The following is a 15,625-nucleotide window of genomic DNA, read 5'->3' on the forward strand; positions in this document are numbered from 1 at the left end:
CGAAGGGGGCAGGATGAGGGGGCGCTAGCTCTCTGCATATCTCTACCCTCGCCCCCTCATCCCGCTGCCGCGACCTTCTCCCCGGCGGGGAGAAGGAGACAAGCCGTGCTCGCTCGATCCGACCTCAATCTCTGAAACTTGCTCAGCCCTCCCTTGCCTCGAACCTCCTCCTGCCATAAAAGAACAAAAAGTGAACTTTGAGGGCGATATGAGCGAGACAGCGGCACCGGCGCTGAAGGAAATCTTCAACCACGAAAAACTGCGGCACATCGCCGATCAGACAAAGGCCGTCTACGCGCCTTTTGACGTTTCCGCCTTCATGGCGCTCGCCACCGAAAACCTCGAGGCTCTGGGCATCATGCAGCGCATGCGGCAGGTGGCGACAAGCCTGCACGCCACGCTTCCCGGTGGCTACGCCCGCAATATCGAAATTCTGACCGCCGCCGCCCCCGGAATAGGCAACGGTTTCGCATCCATTTCGCTGCCGGAATATGTAGCCCTCCATGGGCTCGACGATTTCGATATTTCCATGCAGGCGCTGCAATATTTCACCCGCTTCGGTTCCTCGGAATTCGCCATCCGGCATTTTCTGCAGAAGGATATCTCCCGCACTCTTGCGGTGATGGAAACATGGTCTCAGCACGAAAACGAGCATGTGCGGCGGCTGGCGAGCGAGGGCTGCCGGCCGCGCCTGCCCTGGTCGTTCCAGCTCAAGCCGCTGATCGACGATCCGTCTCCGGTTGTCGCGATCCTCGACGCCATGAAGGCCGACGAGGCTCTTTACGTGCGTAAATCCGTCGCCAATCATCTGAACGACATCACCAAGGACAATCCCGCTTTCGTACTGGCGCTCATCGACTCATGGCCGAAGGAGAACCCGCATACGCGCTGGATCGTCCGGCAGGCCTTGCGCACGCTGATCAAGAAGGGTGACGCCGCAGCGCTTGCCCATCTCGGCGCGCATGAGGAAGCAGAAATTGCACTTGAGGCGTTTCAGGTGTCTCCGGAAAAAGTTGCCCTCGGCAATCCGGTGCGGATTTCAGCCGCCTTCACCTCCACAGCCAAAGGCGCGCAGAAGCTGGTGATCGACTATGCCGTGCACTACGTGAAGAAGAGCGGTGACGCTTCGGCGAAGGTCTTCAAATGGAAAGAGATCGAGCTTCAGCCGGGTGAAACACTAAACCTGTCGATAAGCCGCGCCATGCGCGATTTCACCACCCGCAAGCACTATGCGGGTGTTCACAAGGTTGATCTCATGCTCAATGGCCGACTGGCGGCCGAAGCCTCTTTCGAGCTTGTGATCTGAGCCTGCCGAGGGCGTCTCACGCCGCCGGGAAAATCTTTGCCCGGCGGATGATGACGGAACCACGGTCTCCGGCAGCGACATCGTTTTCCGGCGGCACATCGAATTCCAGGACATCGCCGCCATCGGTGTTGGCGATCACCCGGCGCTCACCCGCCCGGTCGAGAACCCGGGCCACGGAAGCCGGAATGCCCTCATGCAGATCCTCCCATTCCAGATCGGAGGGGCGGGCATAAATCTCGACAGCGCCATCCGCCTGACCATAGGAAAAAGGCAGCTCATTGTCGCCCACATAGACCTTGCCGCCCCGCGCTACACCGGACACCCGATTGGCATCGCCCAGAAAGCGCATGACGAAGGCGCTGTTCGGCTGGCGGCAGACTTCCTTGGGCGTGCCCTGCTGAACAATCTCACCCTGATTGAGAATGACGACACGGTCAGCCAGATCGAGCGCCTCTTCCTGGTCATGCGTCACGAAAATCGTGGTGATACCAAGCGCATCGTGAATTTCCCGCAGCCAGCGGCGCAGGTCACGGCGCACATTGGCATCCAGCGCCCCGAAAGGCTCATCCAGTAGAAGAACTTTCGGATCAACCGAAAGCGCACGCGCCAATGCCACGCGCTGCCGTTGCCCGCCGGATATCTGCGCCGGAAACCGGTCGCCGAGACCATCAAGTTTGACGAGGTTCAGAAGTTCCCTGACGCGGGCGTCGATTGCCGACCTGTCGCGCTTGACCTTCGATACCTTCATGCCGAAGGCAATGTTTTCGTGGAGCGTCATATGCGGGAAAAGCGCGTAATGCTGGAACACGAAACCGACGCCGCGATCGCGCACCGGAATATTGGTGGCGTCCTCGTCTCCGAAAAAGATGCGGCCGCCATCGCTATATTCGAGACCGGCGACCATGCGCAGAATCGTCGTCTTGCCTGAACCGGAGGGGCCGAGCAGCGCCAGAAGCTCACCGCTTTCAATATCCAGCGAAACATCGCGGACGGCACGGAAGGTGTCGAAGGTCTTCACCACATTTTCGAGGCGGATTTTCATGGGAATCAGGTCTCCGTGGCGATGGCGGCACCGCCATTGGTCTTTTTGGCTCCGCGCCCTGCGCCGCGCCGTTCCAGCGCCACCTTGGCGATGATGGTGACGACGGCGAGCAAAGCGAGGATGGAGGCCGAGGCAAAGGCGCCGGCCGTCTGGTAATCGTGATAAAGCAGCTCGATATGCAGCGGCAGCGTGTTGGTCTGGCCGCGAATATTGCCCGAGACGACCGACACCGCGCCAAACTCGCCCATCACGCGGGCGTTGCACAGCACCACGCCATAAAGCAGCGCCCATTTGATGTTCGGCAGCGTTACCGAAAAGAAGGTGCGCCAACCGGACGCACCGAGAGACGTCGCCGCCTCCTCGAGATCGCGGCCCTGCGCCTGCATCAGCGGGATAAGTTCACGCGCCACGAAGGGTGCGGTGACGAACATCGACGCGATGACAATGCCGGGAAGCGCAAACAGTATCTTGATGTCATGCGCATCAAGGAACGGGCCGAAAAGCCCCTGCAGCCCGTAAACGAAGAGATAGGCGACACCGGCGACGATCGGCGAGATGGAGAAAGGTATCTCGATCAGCACCAGCAGGAAGCGCCGGCCGGGGAAATCGAACTTGGTGATCGCCCATGCCGCCGCAACGCCGAAGACCGTATTGACCGGCACGGCGATCAACGCCGTCAGCACCGTCAGCATGATCGCGTGGCGGGTATCTGGATGGGTAATGGTGGCCGAATAGACCTTCCAGCCCTGCGAAAAGGCCTCGACGCCGATGATGATGAGGGGTGCCACAACCAGCAGGGCGCCGATCACAAGAACGAAAGCGATCAGGCTGCGGCGAACCCAGGTTGCATCACCAACGCGCGGCGGCTTGCGATGCGAGGAAATGGCGTTCATGTCTCAGCTCCTCACCGTGTAGCGAAGCGCGCGCGCCTGCAGGTAATTGGTCACCGCCAACATCACGAAAGCGGTGATGAGCAGCACGGAAGCAATGGCCGCGGCGGCCTGATAATCATATTCCTCGAGCCGGATGAAGATCAGCAATGCCGTGATTTCCGTCGAGAACGGTTGATTGCCCGCGATGAAGATGATCGCCCCGAATTCGCCGAGGCTGCGGGCGAAGGACAGCGAAAGACCGGCGAGCAGTGCCGGCGTCAGGAGCGGCAGGATGACCTTGCGAAAGATTTCAAGATCGGAACCGCCAAGCGACTGCGCCGCTTCCTCCAGCGCCGGATCGAGGTCTTCCAGCACCGGCTGCACGGTGCGCACGATGAAGGGCAGGCTGGTAAAGGCCATCGCCACCATGATGCCGAGTGGCGTATAGGCCACCTTGATGCCGAGCGGCGCAAGCAACGAACCGAACCAGCCATTGCCCGCAAACAGCGTAGTAAGCGCGATGCCGGCAACGGCGGTGGGAAGCGCAAAAGGCAGGTCGACAATGGCATCGATAAGACGCCAGCCGGGAAAACGGTATCGTGTCAGCACCCAGGCGAGCGCCAGCCCGAAGATGACGTTGAAGAGCGTGGCGGCGAGCGCGCAAAGCACGGTCACGCGGTAACTTGCAACGGCGCGTGGCGAGGAGATGATCGACCAATATTCGGCCGGCCCAAGGCTAGCGGCCTTGAACACCAGCGCCGAGAGCGGCAGGAGTACGATGATGGCGACATAAGTGAGGGTAACGCCAAGGGACAATTTAAGTCCCGGCAGAACATTCCGCTTCAAACCCCGCCCCCATTTCATCATAAAGCGACCCGGCAGTTTCCCGCCGGGTCGTTTGCCTGTTGCATATCGCTGTGATTAACGGCTGCCGTAAAGCGTATCAAGCGTCGCGCCGGATGCAAAATGCTCTTTCTGGATTTTATTCCAGCCGCCGAAGGCGTCGTTGACGTTGACGAGGCGAATGGCCGGGAACTTGTCCTTGAACTCGCCGACGACCTTCTCATTGTGAACGCGGTGACCGAATTCGGCGGCGATGCGCTGGCCTTCTTCGGTGTAGAGGAAATCGAGATAGCTCTTTGCCAGATCGCGGGAACCGCGCTTGTCGACGACCTTGTCCACCACGGCGACCGGGAATTCGGCCAGCAGGCTGACGGAGGGCACGACGCCTTCCACCTTGTCGGCGCCATATTGCTTGGCGATGCCGCGGGTCTCGGCCTCAAAAGTGATCAGCACATCGCCGATTTCACGCTCCACGAAAGTGGTGGTGGCAGCACGGCCTCCGGTGTCGAATACCGGGGTGTTGTCGAAGATTTTCTTGACGAATTCCTGAACCTTCTTCTCGTCGCCGTTGAACTTCTCCTTGGCGTAAGCCGTCGCGGCGAGATAGGTGTAGCGGGCATTACCAGAGGTCTTCGGATTGGGGAAAACCACCTTCACATCGTCACGGGCAAGATCGTCCCAATCCTTGATCTTTTTGGGGTTTCCAGCGCGAACGAGGAAGGACGGGAAGGAATAGAACGGCGAAGCGTCATTCGGGAAATCCTTCTGCCAGTCGGCGGAAACAAAACCCTGCTTCACCAGAAAATCGACATCGGTGACCTGGTTGAAGGTAACGACATCGGCTTCCAGACCCTCGACGATGGCGCGCGCCTGCTTGGAGGTGCCGGCATGCGACTGATCGACCGTAACGCCCGGATGCTGCTTGATGAACGCCTCGTTTTCGGCGGCAAAGACCTCACGGGCGACGTCGTAGGACGCGTTGAGGATGGTGGTCGGAGACTGTGCCTGCGCCGCGCCAGCAATGAGAGCGGCAATGGCAGTGCCGATGATAAGAAGACGTTTCATGAATACCCCCGGAAAATCGAATGGTCGTCAACATAACGGGCGGCGGCAACACCCGCGAGAAACAGCCGTGCGTTAGGGAGCCGGGGATTGGAAATTCCGCCCAAACAGGAGCAGTTCAAAAGACGATGATTTCATATTTGGCTGCAGGCCGGATTTCTTTTGCGTCGCACAATCTAGAGGCGATGTTCGGGAAACAGATTTCCGGCATGTTCGGGAAAATACGGCGAAAGATCTTCTGCACGCACCTCTTCCAGCCGCGCCGGCCGCCAACGGGGATTGCGATCCTTGTCGACCAAGGCAGCGCGCACGCCCTCATAAAAATCATGGCCCCGCAATATTTCGGTACCGGCGGCAAATTCGCGCTCCAGGCATTCAATGAGGCTCGCGCTTTCCCGGCCGAGGCGAAGCAATTTCAGGGTCAGCTTCAGGCTGGTGGGGGAGCGTTTCTGGAGGACCTCGAGGGTCTCTCGCGAAAACGCATCATAGCGTGCAGAAAGTGCCGCAAAAATCTCCTCCACCGTGTCGAAACGGAATGTCGCGTCGATGATATCGCGGTTTAAAGCCAGCACACCTTCGCCCGCATCGACGGCGTAGGCCGCGATCGCCGCCTCGATACCTTCAATATCCTTCGCCCGCGATAGATCCGCCACGAGAGATTCGAGACCCTCCGAAGGCATGAGATAATCGGCGAAACCGGCATAGATCGCATCGGCGCCAGCGACGGCATTGCCGGTCAATCCCAGCCAGGTGCCGCATTCGCCCGGCGCTTTCGGCAGAAGCCAGGAGCCTCCGACGTCTGGAAAGTAACCGATGCCCGTTTCCGGCATGGCGAGCCTTGTCCGCTCCGTGACGATGCGGTGGCTGCCATGGGCGGAAATACCGACGCCGCCGCCCATGACGATGCCGTCCATCAGCGCCACATAGGGTTTGCCAAAACGGGCGATGCGATAATTGAGCGGGAACTCTTCCCGCCAGAAATCAAGCACCTGCGGGTCACCCGCCTTGCCCAGATCATGAATGATGCGAACATCCCCGCCGGCGCAAAGGCCCCTTTCACCTTCTCCTGACAACACCACACAGGAAACCTCGGGATCATTCTCAAAACGGGCAAGCGCCTGAAACAGGAGGCGAACCATCGGCACTGTCAGACTGTTGATGGCTTTCGGGCGGTTGAGGCGGATGATACCTGCACCTCCCCGCTGCTCGACGATGACCTGCGCCTCCGCTTCGGTTGCAAGCTCCAAGGTCCCCTCCTGCACTATTGTTCATCCGCCCATCTTGGCGGGGTTGGCCTCATCACGCAACGTTGATGTTGTCGTGTGGGAACGTCTTTCGCCTAAACCGCTTTCACCAGCGTAAAATGCCTGAAATCCGCTTTCGCAATGCAGCATGTTTGCTTGACGCCCGGAAGATCATGGCATGTAATGCAACTTGGAAATGCCGGCATTGATTCCTGTCGAGCGTGTGCCGGACCAAGCGGGATGTCGCCTTCTCAAAGGCGCTGTAAACAGCAACGGGAGACGAGCATGCAGGTTTCGGAAAACGAATGGATCAGTAAACGGGCCTATACCCTCTGGGAAAAGGAAGGCCACCCCCACGGCCGCGATGCGGAACACTGGGCACAGGCAAAACACGAATTTTCGCTTTTGAAGACATCGGAAGCGACGAAACCGGCGCAGCGCAAGAAGGCAGCTCCCAAGGCGGTTTCCGCTGAAGCCGCTCCGGACGCAGAGACGCCAGCAAAACCCAAGGCCCGTGCCCGCAAGGCTGCGGCCGCGAAATAAGCGCCCGACCGATAGTCAAAAGCAGCATATGAAAAGCCCGACGAAATCTCGCCGGGCTTTGTGTTTTTAGCGTGGGTCGCAACCCGGGTCGCCGATCCGGCATCCACCCTGGGGGTTTTCCGAGGCGGGCGCACGACGTGGGTCGTCCCACTGACGGCGTTCGGGACGGCGCTGACCTTCGTCCTGATTCGGCTGGCGATCGCGATTGCGGTCGCGGTTTTCCTCTTCGAAGCGCGGGCGATTATCCTCGCGGCGCGGCCTGTCACCCTGGTTTCTGTCACCCTGGTTCCAGTCACCGTAACGGCGCTCCCAGCGTCCGTCATTCGGTCCGCCGCCCTGGCGCGGATCGCGCCATTCGTCACGGCGGCCGTCTCGCCACTCGTCGCGCGGACGCGGCCGGTCCCAGTCGCCACGCGGCGGCGGAGGGGCCACATTCCAGTAACCGCCGGAGGGCGGCGGGCGACGCCAGCGATCACGCTCGCGATAGAAATCGCGGTCGCGGTAATAACGGTCCCAGTAACGACCGGCTTCGAAGGTGATCACCGGAACGCCGAGATCACGATAATAGCGCGGCTCTACATAGACCCGATTTTGCCGGTACGTCGTCTGGATATAGCGACCGGCGACCCAGCCGCGACCGCTGACGAAAGAGACGTCGCACCACGGCGTATCGGACAGGCAGCCATGCACCGTCAAGGGCGCGCCAGCCGGGATGACAACGACGGCCGGATAGGCCGTGCTCGGGCCGGAGCGCATATTCACATTCGCGGTGGCAAAGCCGCGCGTCGCGGCTTCGGCAAGTGCCGGCGCGGCGAGCATGGCCACCAGCGCTATTGCGCCAAACAGTTTTTTCTTCACTTCTTTCTCCTCAAGCAAAGGCCCGCTTTGCCCATGTCGGCATCCATCGCTGTCGATGGACGAGTATGCGTTCCGCATACTGCCACGACCGGAAAATACGCGTTCCTCCATGAACGCAGCATGAAACAAATGAGGCACCCCATCGGTTCCACCTGCGGCAATGAGGCGCCCGACAATTTGCCGGCGGAATGGACCGCCGGTCTTGACTTCGGGGGGCAATCATCCGACTTCAATGCAACAGCAATATGGAGCAGAACCATGAGCGAAACCGCAAAGACGACCGTCGACCAGAGCGAGGTGGATCGCTTCTCCGCGATGGCTGCGGAATGGTGGAGCCCAACAGGCAAGTTCCGCCCGCTGCACAAATTCAATCCCGTGCGGCTGGAATATATCCGCAACCGCATCTGCGACAATTTCGGCCGCGACCCGAAAGCGCACCGCCCGCTGGAAGGGCTGCGCGTGCTGGATATCGGCTGCGGCGGCGGTCTTCTTTCCGAGCCGGTGGCACGTATGGGCGCGGATGTCGTGGGCGCCGATCCTTCGGAAAAGAATATCGGCATCGCCTCCACCCATGCGCGGGAAAGCGGTGTGACCGTCGACTACCGCGCCGTGACCGCCGAACAATTGCTGGAGGCCGGCGAAACCTTTGACGTCGTCCTCAACATGGAGGTGGTCGAACATGTGGCCAATGTCGACCTCTTCGTCACCACCTGCGCGAAAATGGTCCGCCCCGGCGGGCTGATGTTTGCCGCCACCATCAACCGTACGCTCAAAGCCCGGGCGCTGGCGATCTTCGCCGCCGAAAACGTGCTGCGCTGGCTGCCGCGCGGCACGCACCAGTATGAGAAGCTGGTTCGCCCGGAAGAGCTCGAGCGGCCGCTGGTGGCAAGCGGCATGGATATCGTCCACCGCACCGGCGTCTTCTACAACGTGCTGCAGGACAGCTGGAATCTTTCGCCGGACATGGATGTCAATTACATGATGCTGGCGAAAAGGCCGTCGTAAACTCGTGCACCCAACTCTCCGTCATGGTCGGGTTTAACCCGACCGTCGATTTGCGAACGTTGGGATGCATCCTCGGGTCAGGCCCGAGGATGACCCTGCTTATTGGTCGATATCGTCAAAACCGAATGAAGTTCAATTAACGTCGTCAGGCAGCACTGGCAGGGGGGCGATCTCAATGCCCTCGTCCAGCAGGGCCTTGGCATCCTGAGCCGAGGCATGGCCGATGATGCCGCGTTCGTCGGCCTCGCCATAGTGGATCTTGCGGGCCTCTTCGGGAAATTTATCGCCGACATCTTCCGCATTCGCGCGAATATTGGCGACGGCTTCACGGATTTTTGCCAATGCTTCTTTTTTCGCCGTGTCCATGGCGAGTGTCTGGCGTTCATCCTTCTTGCGGGCGGTGGAGACCGAAGGCGCCATCAGAAGTTTGGAGACCTGCACTGAATTGCAGACCGGACAGGACAGGAAGCCGCGCTGCAACTGATTGTCGAAATCGTCACTCCCGGAAAACCAGCCTTCGAACTCATGGCCCTTGTCACAGGCCAGCGCATAACGGATCACGCCGCCTCACCTCCGGCAGATTTCAGGGGAACAACCGTATCCAGCGCGAATTCGCGGGAATTGCGCAGATTGGGAATTTTTCCGCGCGCGGCAGCCACGAGCGACGTATCGATCTCGGCGAAGATAATCTCTTCACCGGCACCACCGGCAATTGCCAGCACCTTGCCCCATGGATCGATGATGATGGAATGACCGAAGGTTTCGCGACCGTCCTCATGCACGCCGGCCTGCGCGGCGGCAATGACAAAAGCACCATTTTCAATGGCGCGGGCGCGCAGCAGAATTTCCCAGTGGGCTTCCCCCGTCTGGCGGGTGAAGGCGGCCGGAACCGTCAGAACCTCGGCGCCGGCAAGCGCTTCCGCCCGGAAAAGCTGTGGGAACCGAACGTCGTAGCAGATCGCAAAGCCGAATTTTGCCAGCGGAAGTTCGGCGACACGCGCCTCGACCCCGGGTTCATAGGCAGCGCTTTCGCGCCAGCTCTCGCCATTGTCGAGATCGACATCGAACATATGGATCTTGTCATAGCTGCAGATACGCGACCCGTCCGGCGCGAAGAGAAAACCGCGATTGGCGATCTTGCCATCCGTACGGGCAATCGCCGTCGAACCGACATGGACATGAATGCCGAGTTCGCGTGCCAGCCGCGCGGCGGTCGCGACAATAATATCGCCATCATCATCACGCAGCTGGGCGCGTAGCGCCTGCCGGTCTTTCTGGATGGCGCCGGTCATTTCCGGCGTCTGGACATAGACAGCACCTTCAGCCGCAGCGGCACGCACCAGGCGCTCCATATCGGCGGCATTCTTTACCGGGTCGACGCCGGATCGCATCTGAATGGCGGCAGCCTTGAAAGTCATCACGTCCTCCATGCCCGGAATAGAGCCGATCAGGCGGCCAACATAATGTCGAGTTTACCGGCACGCTCCAGCGCATGCAGATCATCGCAGCCGCCGACATGCTCGCCATTGATGAAGATTTGCGGGAAGGTCGTGCCGCCGGATTTCTCGATCATTTCCTGCCGGTATTCCGGCGTCGTCGTGGCGTTATATTCAGCGTAGTCGACGCCCTTGCTGTCCAGCAGCGCCTTGGCGCGCGCGCAATAGCCACAAAAATCCCGCGTATAGATCGTCACCGGTGCCATGTTCTTCCAAGCCTCGCAAACATGCGCCGAAGCGCACAATTTCCTCATCGCATTCAGGCTTCATATAGGCGCGGAAATGGCCATTGCAAAGGTCAAAACGGTCACTTCCGCGGCACCCGCTTTCCGCAGCGCACGGCTTGCCGCACCGACCGTCGCACCCGTGGTGTAAACATCGTCAACCAGCACCACACGCTTGCCGAAAATTCCCATTTCCCGACCGGATGATATTGCAAAAGCACCGCGCATATTGTCCCGCCGGGCAAGTGCCGAAAGCCCCACCTGCCGCTCGGTCGGCTTTACCCGCAACAGCGTATCCACAAGCAGGGGCTTGCCGGCGGCCTTGGCCAGATGCCGTGCCAGTTCAGCAGACTGATTGAACCGGCGACGCCAGAAACGGTGGCGATGCAAGGGCACAGGCACGATACAATCGCAGGCGTCAACCGTCCCATCACTCGCTCTCAGCATCCACAGCGCCATAAGCCGGGCAAGATCGGTCCGGTCCTGATATTTCAGCCGGTGCACGAGCTTGCGAGCGGTTCCCTCATGGCTTGCGGCTGCGCGCAGCCGATCAAAGGGCGGCGGATTTGCGATAGCCTCAGCGCTCACAGCGCCTTCGCCGTGATCCCGGGAAAACGGAATGCCGAGAACCTCGCAAAACGGGCGATCGATGAAGCTGACATCCCGCCAGCAATCGGGGCACAGGGCGCCCTCGCCGCCCGTCATGCGGGCGCATCCGGCGCAGGTCGGCGGATAAACCATGCGGAAGGCCGAGCGCAATGTGACGCGTGCCGCCGCCGACACGGCAGCGGACTTCGACAGCAATCCCGAAAACAGATCATCACCAGCACCCATGAGGTTGACTTTACCGCCGAACGGGTGCCTTTGCGAGAGCGATATGGTCCGGTCTCATCCCGGCAAAACGATGCCCAAGCGGCATGACAGCAACGATGCGGCCCGCCGATCCCAAAGGCGATGGAGGCCGAGCAGGCAAGACGATGGATATTCTCTTTGACCAGGCCCTGATTGAACAAAACCGTCACCGGGCGTGGAGCCGGCGTGACGACAAGGCCCTGTTCCTTCTCGACATGGCAGCCGAGGAGCTTGCCGACAGGCTCGCAATCGTCGAGCGCCGGTTCGAGACCGCAATCGAGCTGCATGGCGGAACGGGCGTCACTGCCCGGCGCGTGGCCGAGACAGGCAAGGTGGATATTATCCGCCGCATCGAGACCGAGAGCAGTTTTACGACGGATGGAAATAGGCCCGAGGCCGCTTCCATGGAGCATCTGCCGCTTGAGGAGGCTTCTGCCAATCTCGTCGTTTCGCCGCTTGCCCTGCATCTTACCAATGATACGCCCGGTGCGCTGATCCAGATAAGGCGGGCATTGAAGCCGGACGGGCTGTTTCTCGGCGCCATTCCCGGCAGCGGCACCTTGCAGGAATTGCGCGACGTGCTTTTGACGGCAGAGGCTGAACTGACCGGCGGCGCAAGCCCGCGCGTCATTCCCTTTGCCGATGTGCGCGACGTCGGTGCGCTTTTGCAGCGCGCCGGTTTTGCGCTCCCTGTCACCGATTCGGAAACCTACACGGTACGTTACGACTCGATTTTTCCCCTGATGCGCGACCTGCGCGCCATGGGCATGGCCAATCCGCTGGCAAGCCGCAGCAGAAAACCGCTCAACCGCGCGTTTTTCCTGCGCGCAGCGGAACTTTACGCCGAGCGTTATTCCGATCCGGACGGGCGGATAAGGGCGACGTTTTCCATCATCTATGTTTCAGGCTGGGCGCCGCATGAGAGCCAGCAGAAACCGCTAAAGCCCGGCTCCGCCAAGATGCGCCTCGCCGACGCTCTGAAGACAACTGAGGTCAAGCTTTCCTGAGCGACCGGGGCGATTTCAGCTGTTGGCGAACGTGTCAGCGATAAGCTGGAACACTGTATTGATATTGCCGCTGATGGCGGTTGCGCCACCGATGAGTGCGGCGGAAATCAGTCCGACAATTAAGCCATATTCGACCGCGGTCGCGCCGCGTTCGTCCTTATAGAAACCGATCAAAAAATGCAGCACAGGATATTCCCCATCCGCCATCCGGTGCGCTCAGCCAGCCGGCATTATGACATATTGAAATCGGATTTATCTTAAGGCCGAGCGCATGAGGGATTCGTTACCGATGATGGTAAACGATCAGCAACCGCTCTCATTGCTATAGCCAGTGACGACACAGGGCATCTCCGGCATCGGCTGGGTAATGCTGCGACGGATGGAATAGGTCTTGCCGGCATCGGTCTTCTTGATGGAGCCGGTGCTTATCATGTCGTAATTATCGGGGAACTGCGCCACCCGGGTCGAGGACTTGCCGGCCAGCATGGGGGTGACGATCAGGGAGAGCGCGATCACCGCCGTCCCGAAAAGCAGGGCGACGTTGAGAACACCGGTGCGACGGGATTTATTGGAATAAGAGTGACGACCTTCCACCGTCTTCCAGAAATCCTCGTTCATGACCAACCTCGTCTCGCGCAGTTTACCGCTTCTTTAGATTAACAATCTGCCAGAGGGTGCTGAACGATCTCTTAACGCAGCCCCGTTTTGGCACGGCAAAACCGGGATACATCGCCTTTTCACGAAGCTGTTACGGCGTGAGGCACGCCAGCTGCGCTTTAAAGCAGGTCCTGAAGGAAGGGGATGAGCGGCTCGTCGGCCGGTGGCATGGGGTAGTCGCGCAGGGCCTGCGGCTTTACCCATTTTATCGCCTGCCCTTCCCGCCCATGGGCAATGCCCTCGTAACGGCGGCAGACATAGAGCGGCATCAGCAGGTGAAAAGTCTCGTAGGTGTGGCTGGCGAAAGTCAGCGGCGCAAGGCAGGCGACCTTGGTTTTCACACCGAGTTCCTCATCCAGTTCACGGACGAGGGTTTCCTCCGGCGTCTCGCCATGCTCCACCTTACCACCCGGAAACTCCCAGAGACCGGCAAGCGACTTGCCTTCCGGACGCTGGGCCAGAAGGATGCGGCCATCCTGATCCAGCAGGGCACAGGCGGCGACCAGCAGGATTTTTTTGCCCGCTTCACTCATTCTCCCGCACCTTTGCGCCAGTAGCGATAGCTATAGGCCTCGCTGAAACCGAATTTTTCGTAAAGCGCAATCGCGGGTGCGTTGGTTGAAACAACCTGCAACCAGGCGCTTTTGGCACCGCTGATCCTTGCCCACCGCAGCGCTGAGGCCAGAATCTGGGTGCCGAGCCCCTTCTGGCGATGCGACCTCGCAACATCGAGCGAGAGGATGCCGGCAAGATCGTTGTCCTGCACGCAGATGACGGTCGCAAGCGCGCTGCCTTCAACTTCCTCGTTGATGAACAGGCCAAGCGTCGGCTTGATCGAACTGACGATTTCCGCAATCGCCGGCCTTTGGGCCGGGTCGCCATCGCTGACCTTGATGCTCGCTTCGACAAAGCGGCCAATATCGTGGCTAGGCAGGCTGACGAGGGTTTCCGGCAATTCCATGCCGGCAAGATCAGCCGTCATGACCTTGACCTCTTCGAAAACAGACCAGCCATCCTCCACGAGGAAAGCCTTGAGCTGCGGCGGCATCAGCGTCGTTTCGCGCACCACCAGCTGGCGGCCGAAATCCTCGAAACGCTTGCGGGCCTTTTCCAGCCGCACCGCGCAATTGCCGTAATCGGAGGGATCGAGCGGCACCACGCAGTTGATGCGCTTGGAAGGGTGCGAACCCGTGAGGCGAATCTGCCAGCTGCCATCATACATCACGGACGAGGCAGGCCATGCCCGGAAGCTGACGGCTTCCAGACGGCGAACCAGCGGCAGATTGACGGCCTTGTTTTCCTGCATTCTCTTCGGCTCCAACGGTCAGCTCCGGTAGTCGCCGTTGATCGCAACATATTCCTTGGTCAGATCGCAGGTCCAGACAGTGGCGGTGCCCTGACCGAGACCGATATCCACCTTCACCGGAATGTCCTCCAGCCGCATCACGGCCGTGGTCTCGGCTTCCGAATAGGCGGGATCGCGTTCGCCATTGACGGCCACGCGCACATCGCCGAACCAGATGGCAAGACGGTCACGATCGGCCATTTCGCCGGATTTACCGACAGCCATGACGACACGGCCCCAGTTGGCGTCTTCGCCGGCAACGGCGGTCTTCACCAGAGGCGAATTGGCGATGGACAGGGCTATCTTCTTGGCGGCGGCATCGTTTTCCGCACCTGTGACGGTGACTTCCACCATCTTGCGTGCGCCCTCACCGTCACGCACCACCTGCAAAGCCAGATCCTTCAAAAGATCGTTGAGCGCAGCGCGGAAGGAGGACAAGCGCTCGTCATCGGCGCTCGTTACCTTCACCTGACCATCTTCAGCCGCCGTTCCCGTGGCAAACAGCATCAGCGTGTCTGACGTGGATGTGTCGCTGTCGACCGTCACGGAATTGAAGGTTGGGCCGACACCGGCGGAAAGCAGGGATTGCAGGGCGGCGGGCTCAATATCGGCATCCGTCACCACAAAAGAGAGCATCGTCGCCATATCGGGAGCAATCATGCCCGCCCCCTTGGAAATACCATTGATCGTCACGATCACGCCGCCGATTTCGGCTGTGCGGGTCGCGACCTTGGGATAGGTGTCGGTGGTCATGATCGCCTTGGCAGCTTCCTGCCAGAAATCGGCTTCCGCCCTGACATTCATGTCGCCGAGAACACCGGCAAATTTCGAGGCATCGAGCGGTTCGCCGATCACGCCCGTCGATGCGAGAAACACTTCACCCTCAGAGCAGCCGACGGCGGCGGCGGCGGATTTCGCCGTCAGTTCGGTCGCCGCCTTGCCCTTGACACCGGTAAAGGCGTTGGCGTTGCCGGAATTGACCACCACGGCGCGCGCCATGCCGCCGCCGAGATTGGCGCGGCAGAAATCGACGGGGGCCGAGGGGCACTTCGATTTGGTAAAGACGCCTGCCACACTTGCCGGCTTGTCGAATACCATCAGGAGAACGTCAGTACGGTTCTTGTACTTGATGCCGGCGGCAGCCGTCGCCATGCGAACACCGCGCAGCGCGGGCATCTCGGGATAGGATTTCGGAGCGAGCGGGGAAACGGCAACGGACATGAGGAAGCGCCTGAAATTCTGGAAAAGAGAGGTATGGGAATGCTTGAG

At 60.2% G+C, this 15,625-nt stretch carries 19 protein-coding genes; 4 read left to right on the top strand and 15 right to left on the bottom strand.

Annotated elements, in window-relative coordinates:
• The first annotated feature begins 208 nt into the window (after positions 1-208).
• Positions 209-1,306 (top strand): DNA alkylation repair protein, encoded by a 1,098-nt coding sequence (locus tag AGR13A_RS17030; protein ID WP_139786083.1) that lies wholly within the window; start codon positions 209-211, stop codon positions 1,304-1,306.
• 16 nt (positions 1,307-1,322) lie between these two features.
• Here the strand turns inward: AGR13A_RS17030 and AGR13A_RS17035 are convergent, their stop codons facing one another.
• The 5 genes from AGR13A_RS17035 to AGR13A_RS17055 all read right to left on the bottom strand — a co-directional run bounded on the left by AGR13A_RS17035 (position 1,323) and on the right by AGR13A_RS17055 (position 6,372).
• The gene (locus tag AGR13A_RS17035) at positions 1,323-2,348 is read right to left on the bottom strand and encodes a sulfate/molybdate ABC transporter ATP-binding protein (protein WP_080837851.1); all 1,026 of its coding nucleotides are present in this window, start codon (positions 2,346-2,348) and stop codon (positions 1,323-1,325) included.
• Positions 2,349-2,353: 5 nt separating this feature from the next.
• Complete coding sequence (gene cysW, locus AGR13A_RS17040) at positions 2,354-3,241, bottom strand: sulfate ABC transporter permease subunit CysW (RefSeq protein ID WP_080837854.1); 888 nt, start codon at positions 3,239-3,241, stop codon at positions 2,354-2,356.
• Positions 3,242-3,244: 3 nt separating this feature from the next.
• A complete protein-coding gene (gene cysT, locus AGR13A_RS17045) occupies positions 3,245-4,087 on the bottom strand; it encodes a sulfate ABC transporter permease subunit CysT (RefSeq protein ID WP_080723039.1) in 843 nt (280 codons plus the stop codon).
• A 54-nt stretch (positions 4,088-4,141) separates the two neighbouring features.
• The gene (gene cysP / locus AGR13A_RS17050; RefSeq protein ID WP_080837857.1) at positions 4,142-5,128 is read right to left on the bottom strand and encodes a thiosulfate ABC transporter substrate-binding protein CysP; all 987 of its coding nucleotides are present in this window, start codon (positions 5,126-5,128) and stop codon (positions 4,142-4,144) included.
• A gap of 173 nt (positions 5,129-5,301) precedes the next feature.
• Positions 5,302-6,372 (bottom strand): enoyl-CoA hydratase/isomerase family protein, encoded by a 1,071-nt coding sequence (locus AGR13A_RS17055; protein ID WP_080837859.1) that lies wholly within the window; start codon positions 6,370-6,372, stop codon positions 5,302-5,304.
• 282 nt (positions 6,373-6,654) lie between these two features.
• On the opposite strand from AGR13A_RS17055, the gene AGR13A_RS24995 reads away from it, so the two are divergent.
• Positions 6,655-6,912 (top strand): DUF2934 domain-containing protein, encoded by a 258-nt coding sequence (locus AGR13A_RS24995; RefSeq protein ID WP_035221324.1) that lies wholly within the window; start codon positions 6,655-6,657, stop codon positions 6,910-6,912.
• 66 nt (positions 6,913-6,978) lie between these two features.
• On the opposite strand, the gene AGR13A_RS17065 is transcribed toward AGR13A_RS24995, so the two are convergent.
• A complete protein-coding gene (locus AGR13A_RS17065) occupies positions 6,979-7,770 on the bottom strand; it encodes an SH3 domain-containing protein (protein ID WP_035221425.1) in 792 nt (263 codons plus the stop codon).
• Positions 7,771-8,028: 258 nt separating this feature from the next.
• Here AGR13A_RS17065 and ubiG point away from each other — a divergent pair, with 258 nt between their 5' ends.
• On the top strand, positions 8,029-8,775 hold the full coding sequence (ubiG, locus tag AGR13A_RS17070) for a bifunctional 2-polyprenyl-6-hydroxyphenol methylase/3-demethylubiquinol 3-O-methyltransferase UbiG (protein WP_035221428.1): 747 nt from the start codon (positions 8,029-8,031) through the stop codon (positions 8,773-8,775).
• A 132-nt stretch (positions 8,776-8,907) separates the two neighbouring features.
• Here ubiG and AGR13A_RS17075 read toward each other — a convergent pair whose 3' ends face one another.
• From AGR13A_RS17075 to AGR13A_RS17090, 4 genes are read right to left on the bottom strand one after another with little or no spacing between them, the layout of a single operon-like run.
• On the bottom strand, positions 8,908-9,336 hold the full coding sequence (locus AGR13A_RS17075; RefSeq protein WP_035221328.1) for a DUF1178 family protein: 429 nt from the start codon (positions 9,334-9,336) through the stop codon (positions 8,908-8,910).
• Positions 9,333-10,193 (bottom strand): carbon-nitrogen hydrolase family protein, encoded by an 861-nt coding sequence (locus AGR13A_RS17080; protein WP_080837863.1) that lies wholly within the window; start codon positions 10,191-10,193, stop codon positions 9,333-9,335. The genes AGR13A_RS17075 and AGR13A_RS17080 overlap by 4 nt, the downstream gene beginning before the upstream one ends.
• A gap of 29 nt (positions 10,194-10,222) precedes the next feature.
• Positions 10,223-10,477, bottom strand: a complete 255-nt coding sequence (gene grxC / locus AGR13A_RS17085; protein WP_035221334.1) for a glutaredoxin 3 — start codon at positions 10,475-10,477, stop codon at positions 10,223-10,225.
• Between the two features lie 60 nt (positions 10,478-10,537).
• Positions 10,538-11,329 (bottom strand): ComF family protein, encoded by a 792-nt coding sequence (locus tag AGR13A_RS17090; protein ID WP_080837865.1) that lies wholly within the window; start codon positions 11,327-11,329, stop codon positions 10,538-10,540.
• A 143-nt stretch (positions 11,330-11,472) separates the two neighbouring features.
• Here AGR13A_RS17090 and AGR13A_RS17095 point away from each other — a divergent pair, with 143 nt between their 5' ends.
• Positions 11,473-12,354 (top strand): methyltransferase domain-containing protein, encoded by an 882-nt coding sequence (locus tag AGR13A_RS17095; RefSeq protein ID WP_080840270.1) that lies wholly within the window; start codon positions 11,473-11,475, stop codon positions 12,352-12,354.
• A gap of 15 nt (positions 12,355-12,369) precedes the next feature.
• Here the strand turns inward: AGR13A_RS17095 and AGR13A_RS17100 are convergent, their stop codons facing one another.
• The 5 genes from AGR13A_RS17100 to argJ all read right to left on the bottom strand — a co-directional run bounded on the left by AGR13A_RS17100 (position 12,370) and on the right by argJ (position 15,577).
• The gene (locus tag AGR13A_RS17100; protein WP_035221338.1) at positions 12,370-12,561 is read right to left on the bottom strand and encodes a Flp family type IVb pilin; all 192 of its coding nucleotides are present in this window, start codon (positions 12,559-12,561) and stop codon (positions 12,370-12,372) included.
• A gap of 96 nt (positions 12,562-12,657) precedes the next feature.
• A complete protein-coding gene (locus AGR13A_RS17105) occupies positions 12,658-12,972 on the bottom strand; it encodes a hypothetical protein (protein ID WP_003500236.1) in 315 nt (104 codons plus the stop codon).
• Between the two features lie 158 nt (positions 12,973-13,130).
• Positions 13,131-13,544, bottom strand: coding sequence for an 8-oxo-dGTP diphosphatase MutT (gene mutT / locus AGR13A_RS17110; RefSeq protein WP_003500233.1), 414 nt, complete (start codon positions 13,542-13,544; stop codon positions 13,131-13,133).
• Positions 13,541-14,317: a GNAT family N-acetyltransferase gene (locus AGR13A_RS17115; RefSeq protein WP_080837868.1), complete on the bottom strand. Its 777-nt coding sequence runs from the start codon at positions 14,315-14,317 to the stop codon at positions 13,541-13,543. Before AGR13A_RS17115 ends, mutT begins: the two co-directional genes overlap by 4 nt.
• Positions 14,318-14,335: 18 nt before the next feature.
• Positions 14,336-15,577: a bifunctional glutamate N-acetyltransferase/amino-acid acetyltransferase ArgJ gene (argJ, locus tag AGR13A_RS17120; RefSeq protein ID WP_080837872.1), complete on the bottom strand. Its 1,242-nt coding sequence runs from the start codon at positions 15,575-15,577 to the stop codon at positions 14,336-14,338.
• Between the last annotated feature and the right edge of the window lie 48 nt (positions 15,578-15,625).

The sequence above is a fragment of the Agrobacterium genomosp. 13 str. CFBP 6927 genome (assembly GCA_900012615.1).
Taxonomy (GTDB): domain Bacteria; phylum Pseudomonadota; class Alphaproteobacteria; order Rhizobiales; family Rhizobiaceae; genus Agrobacterium.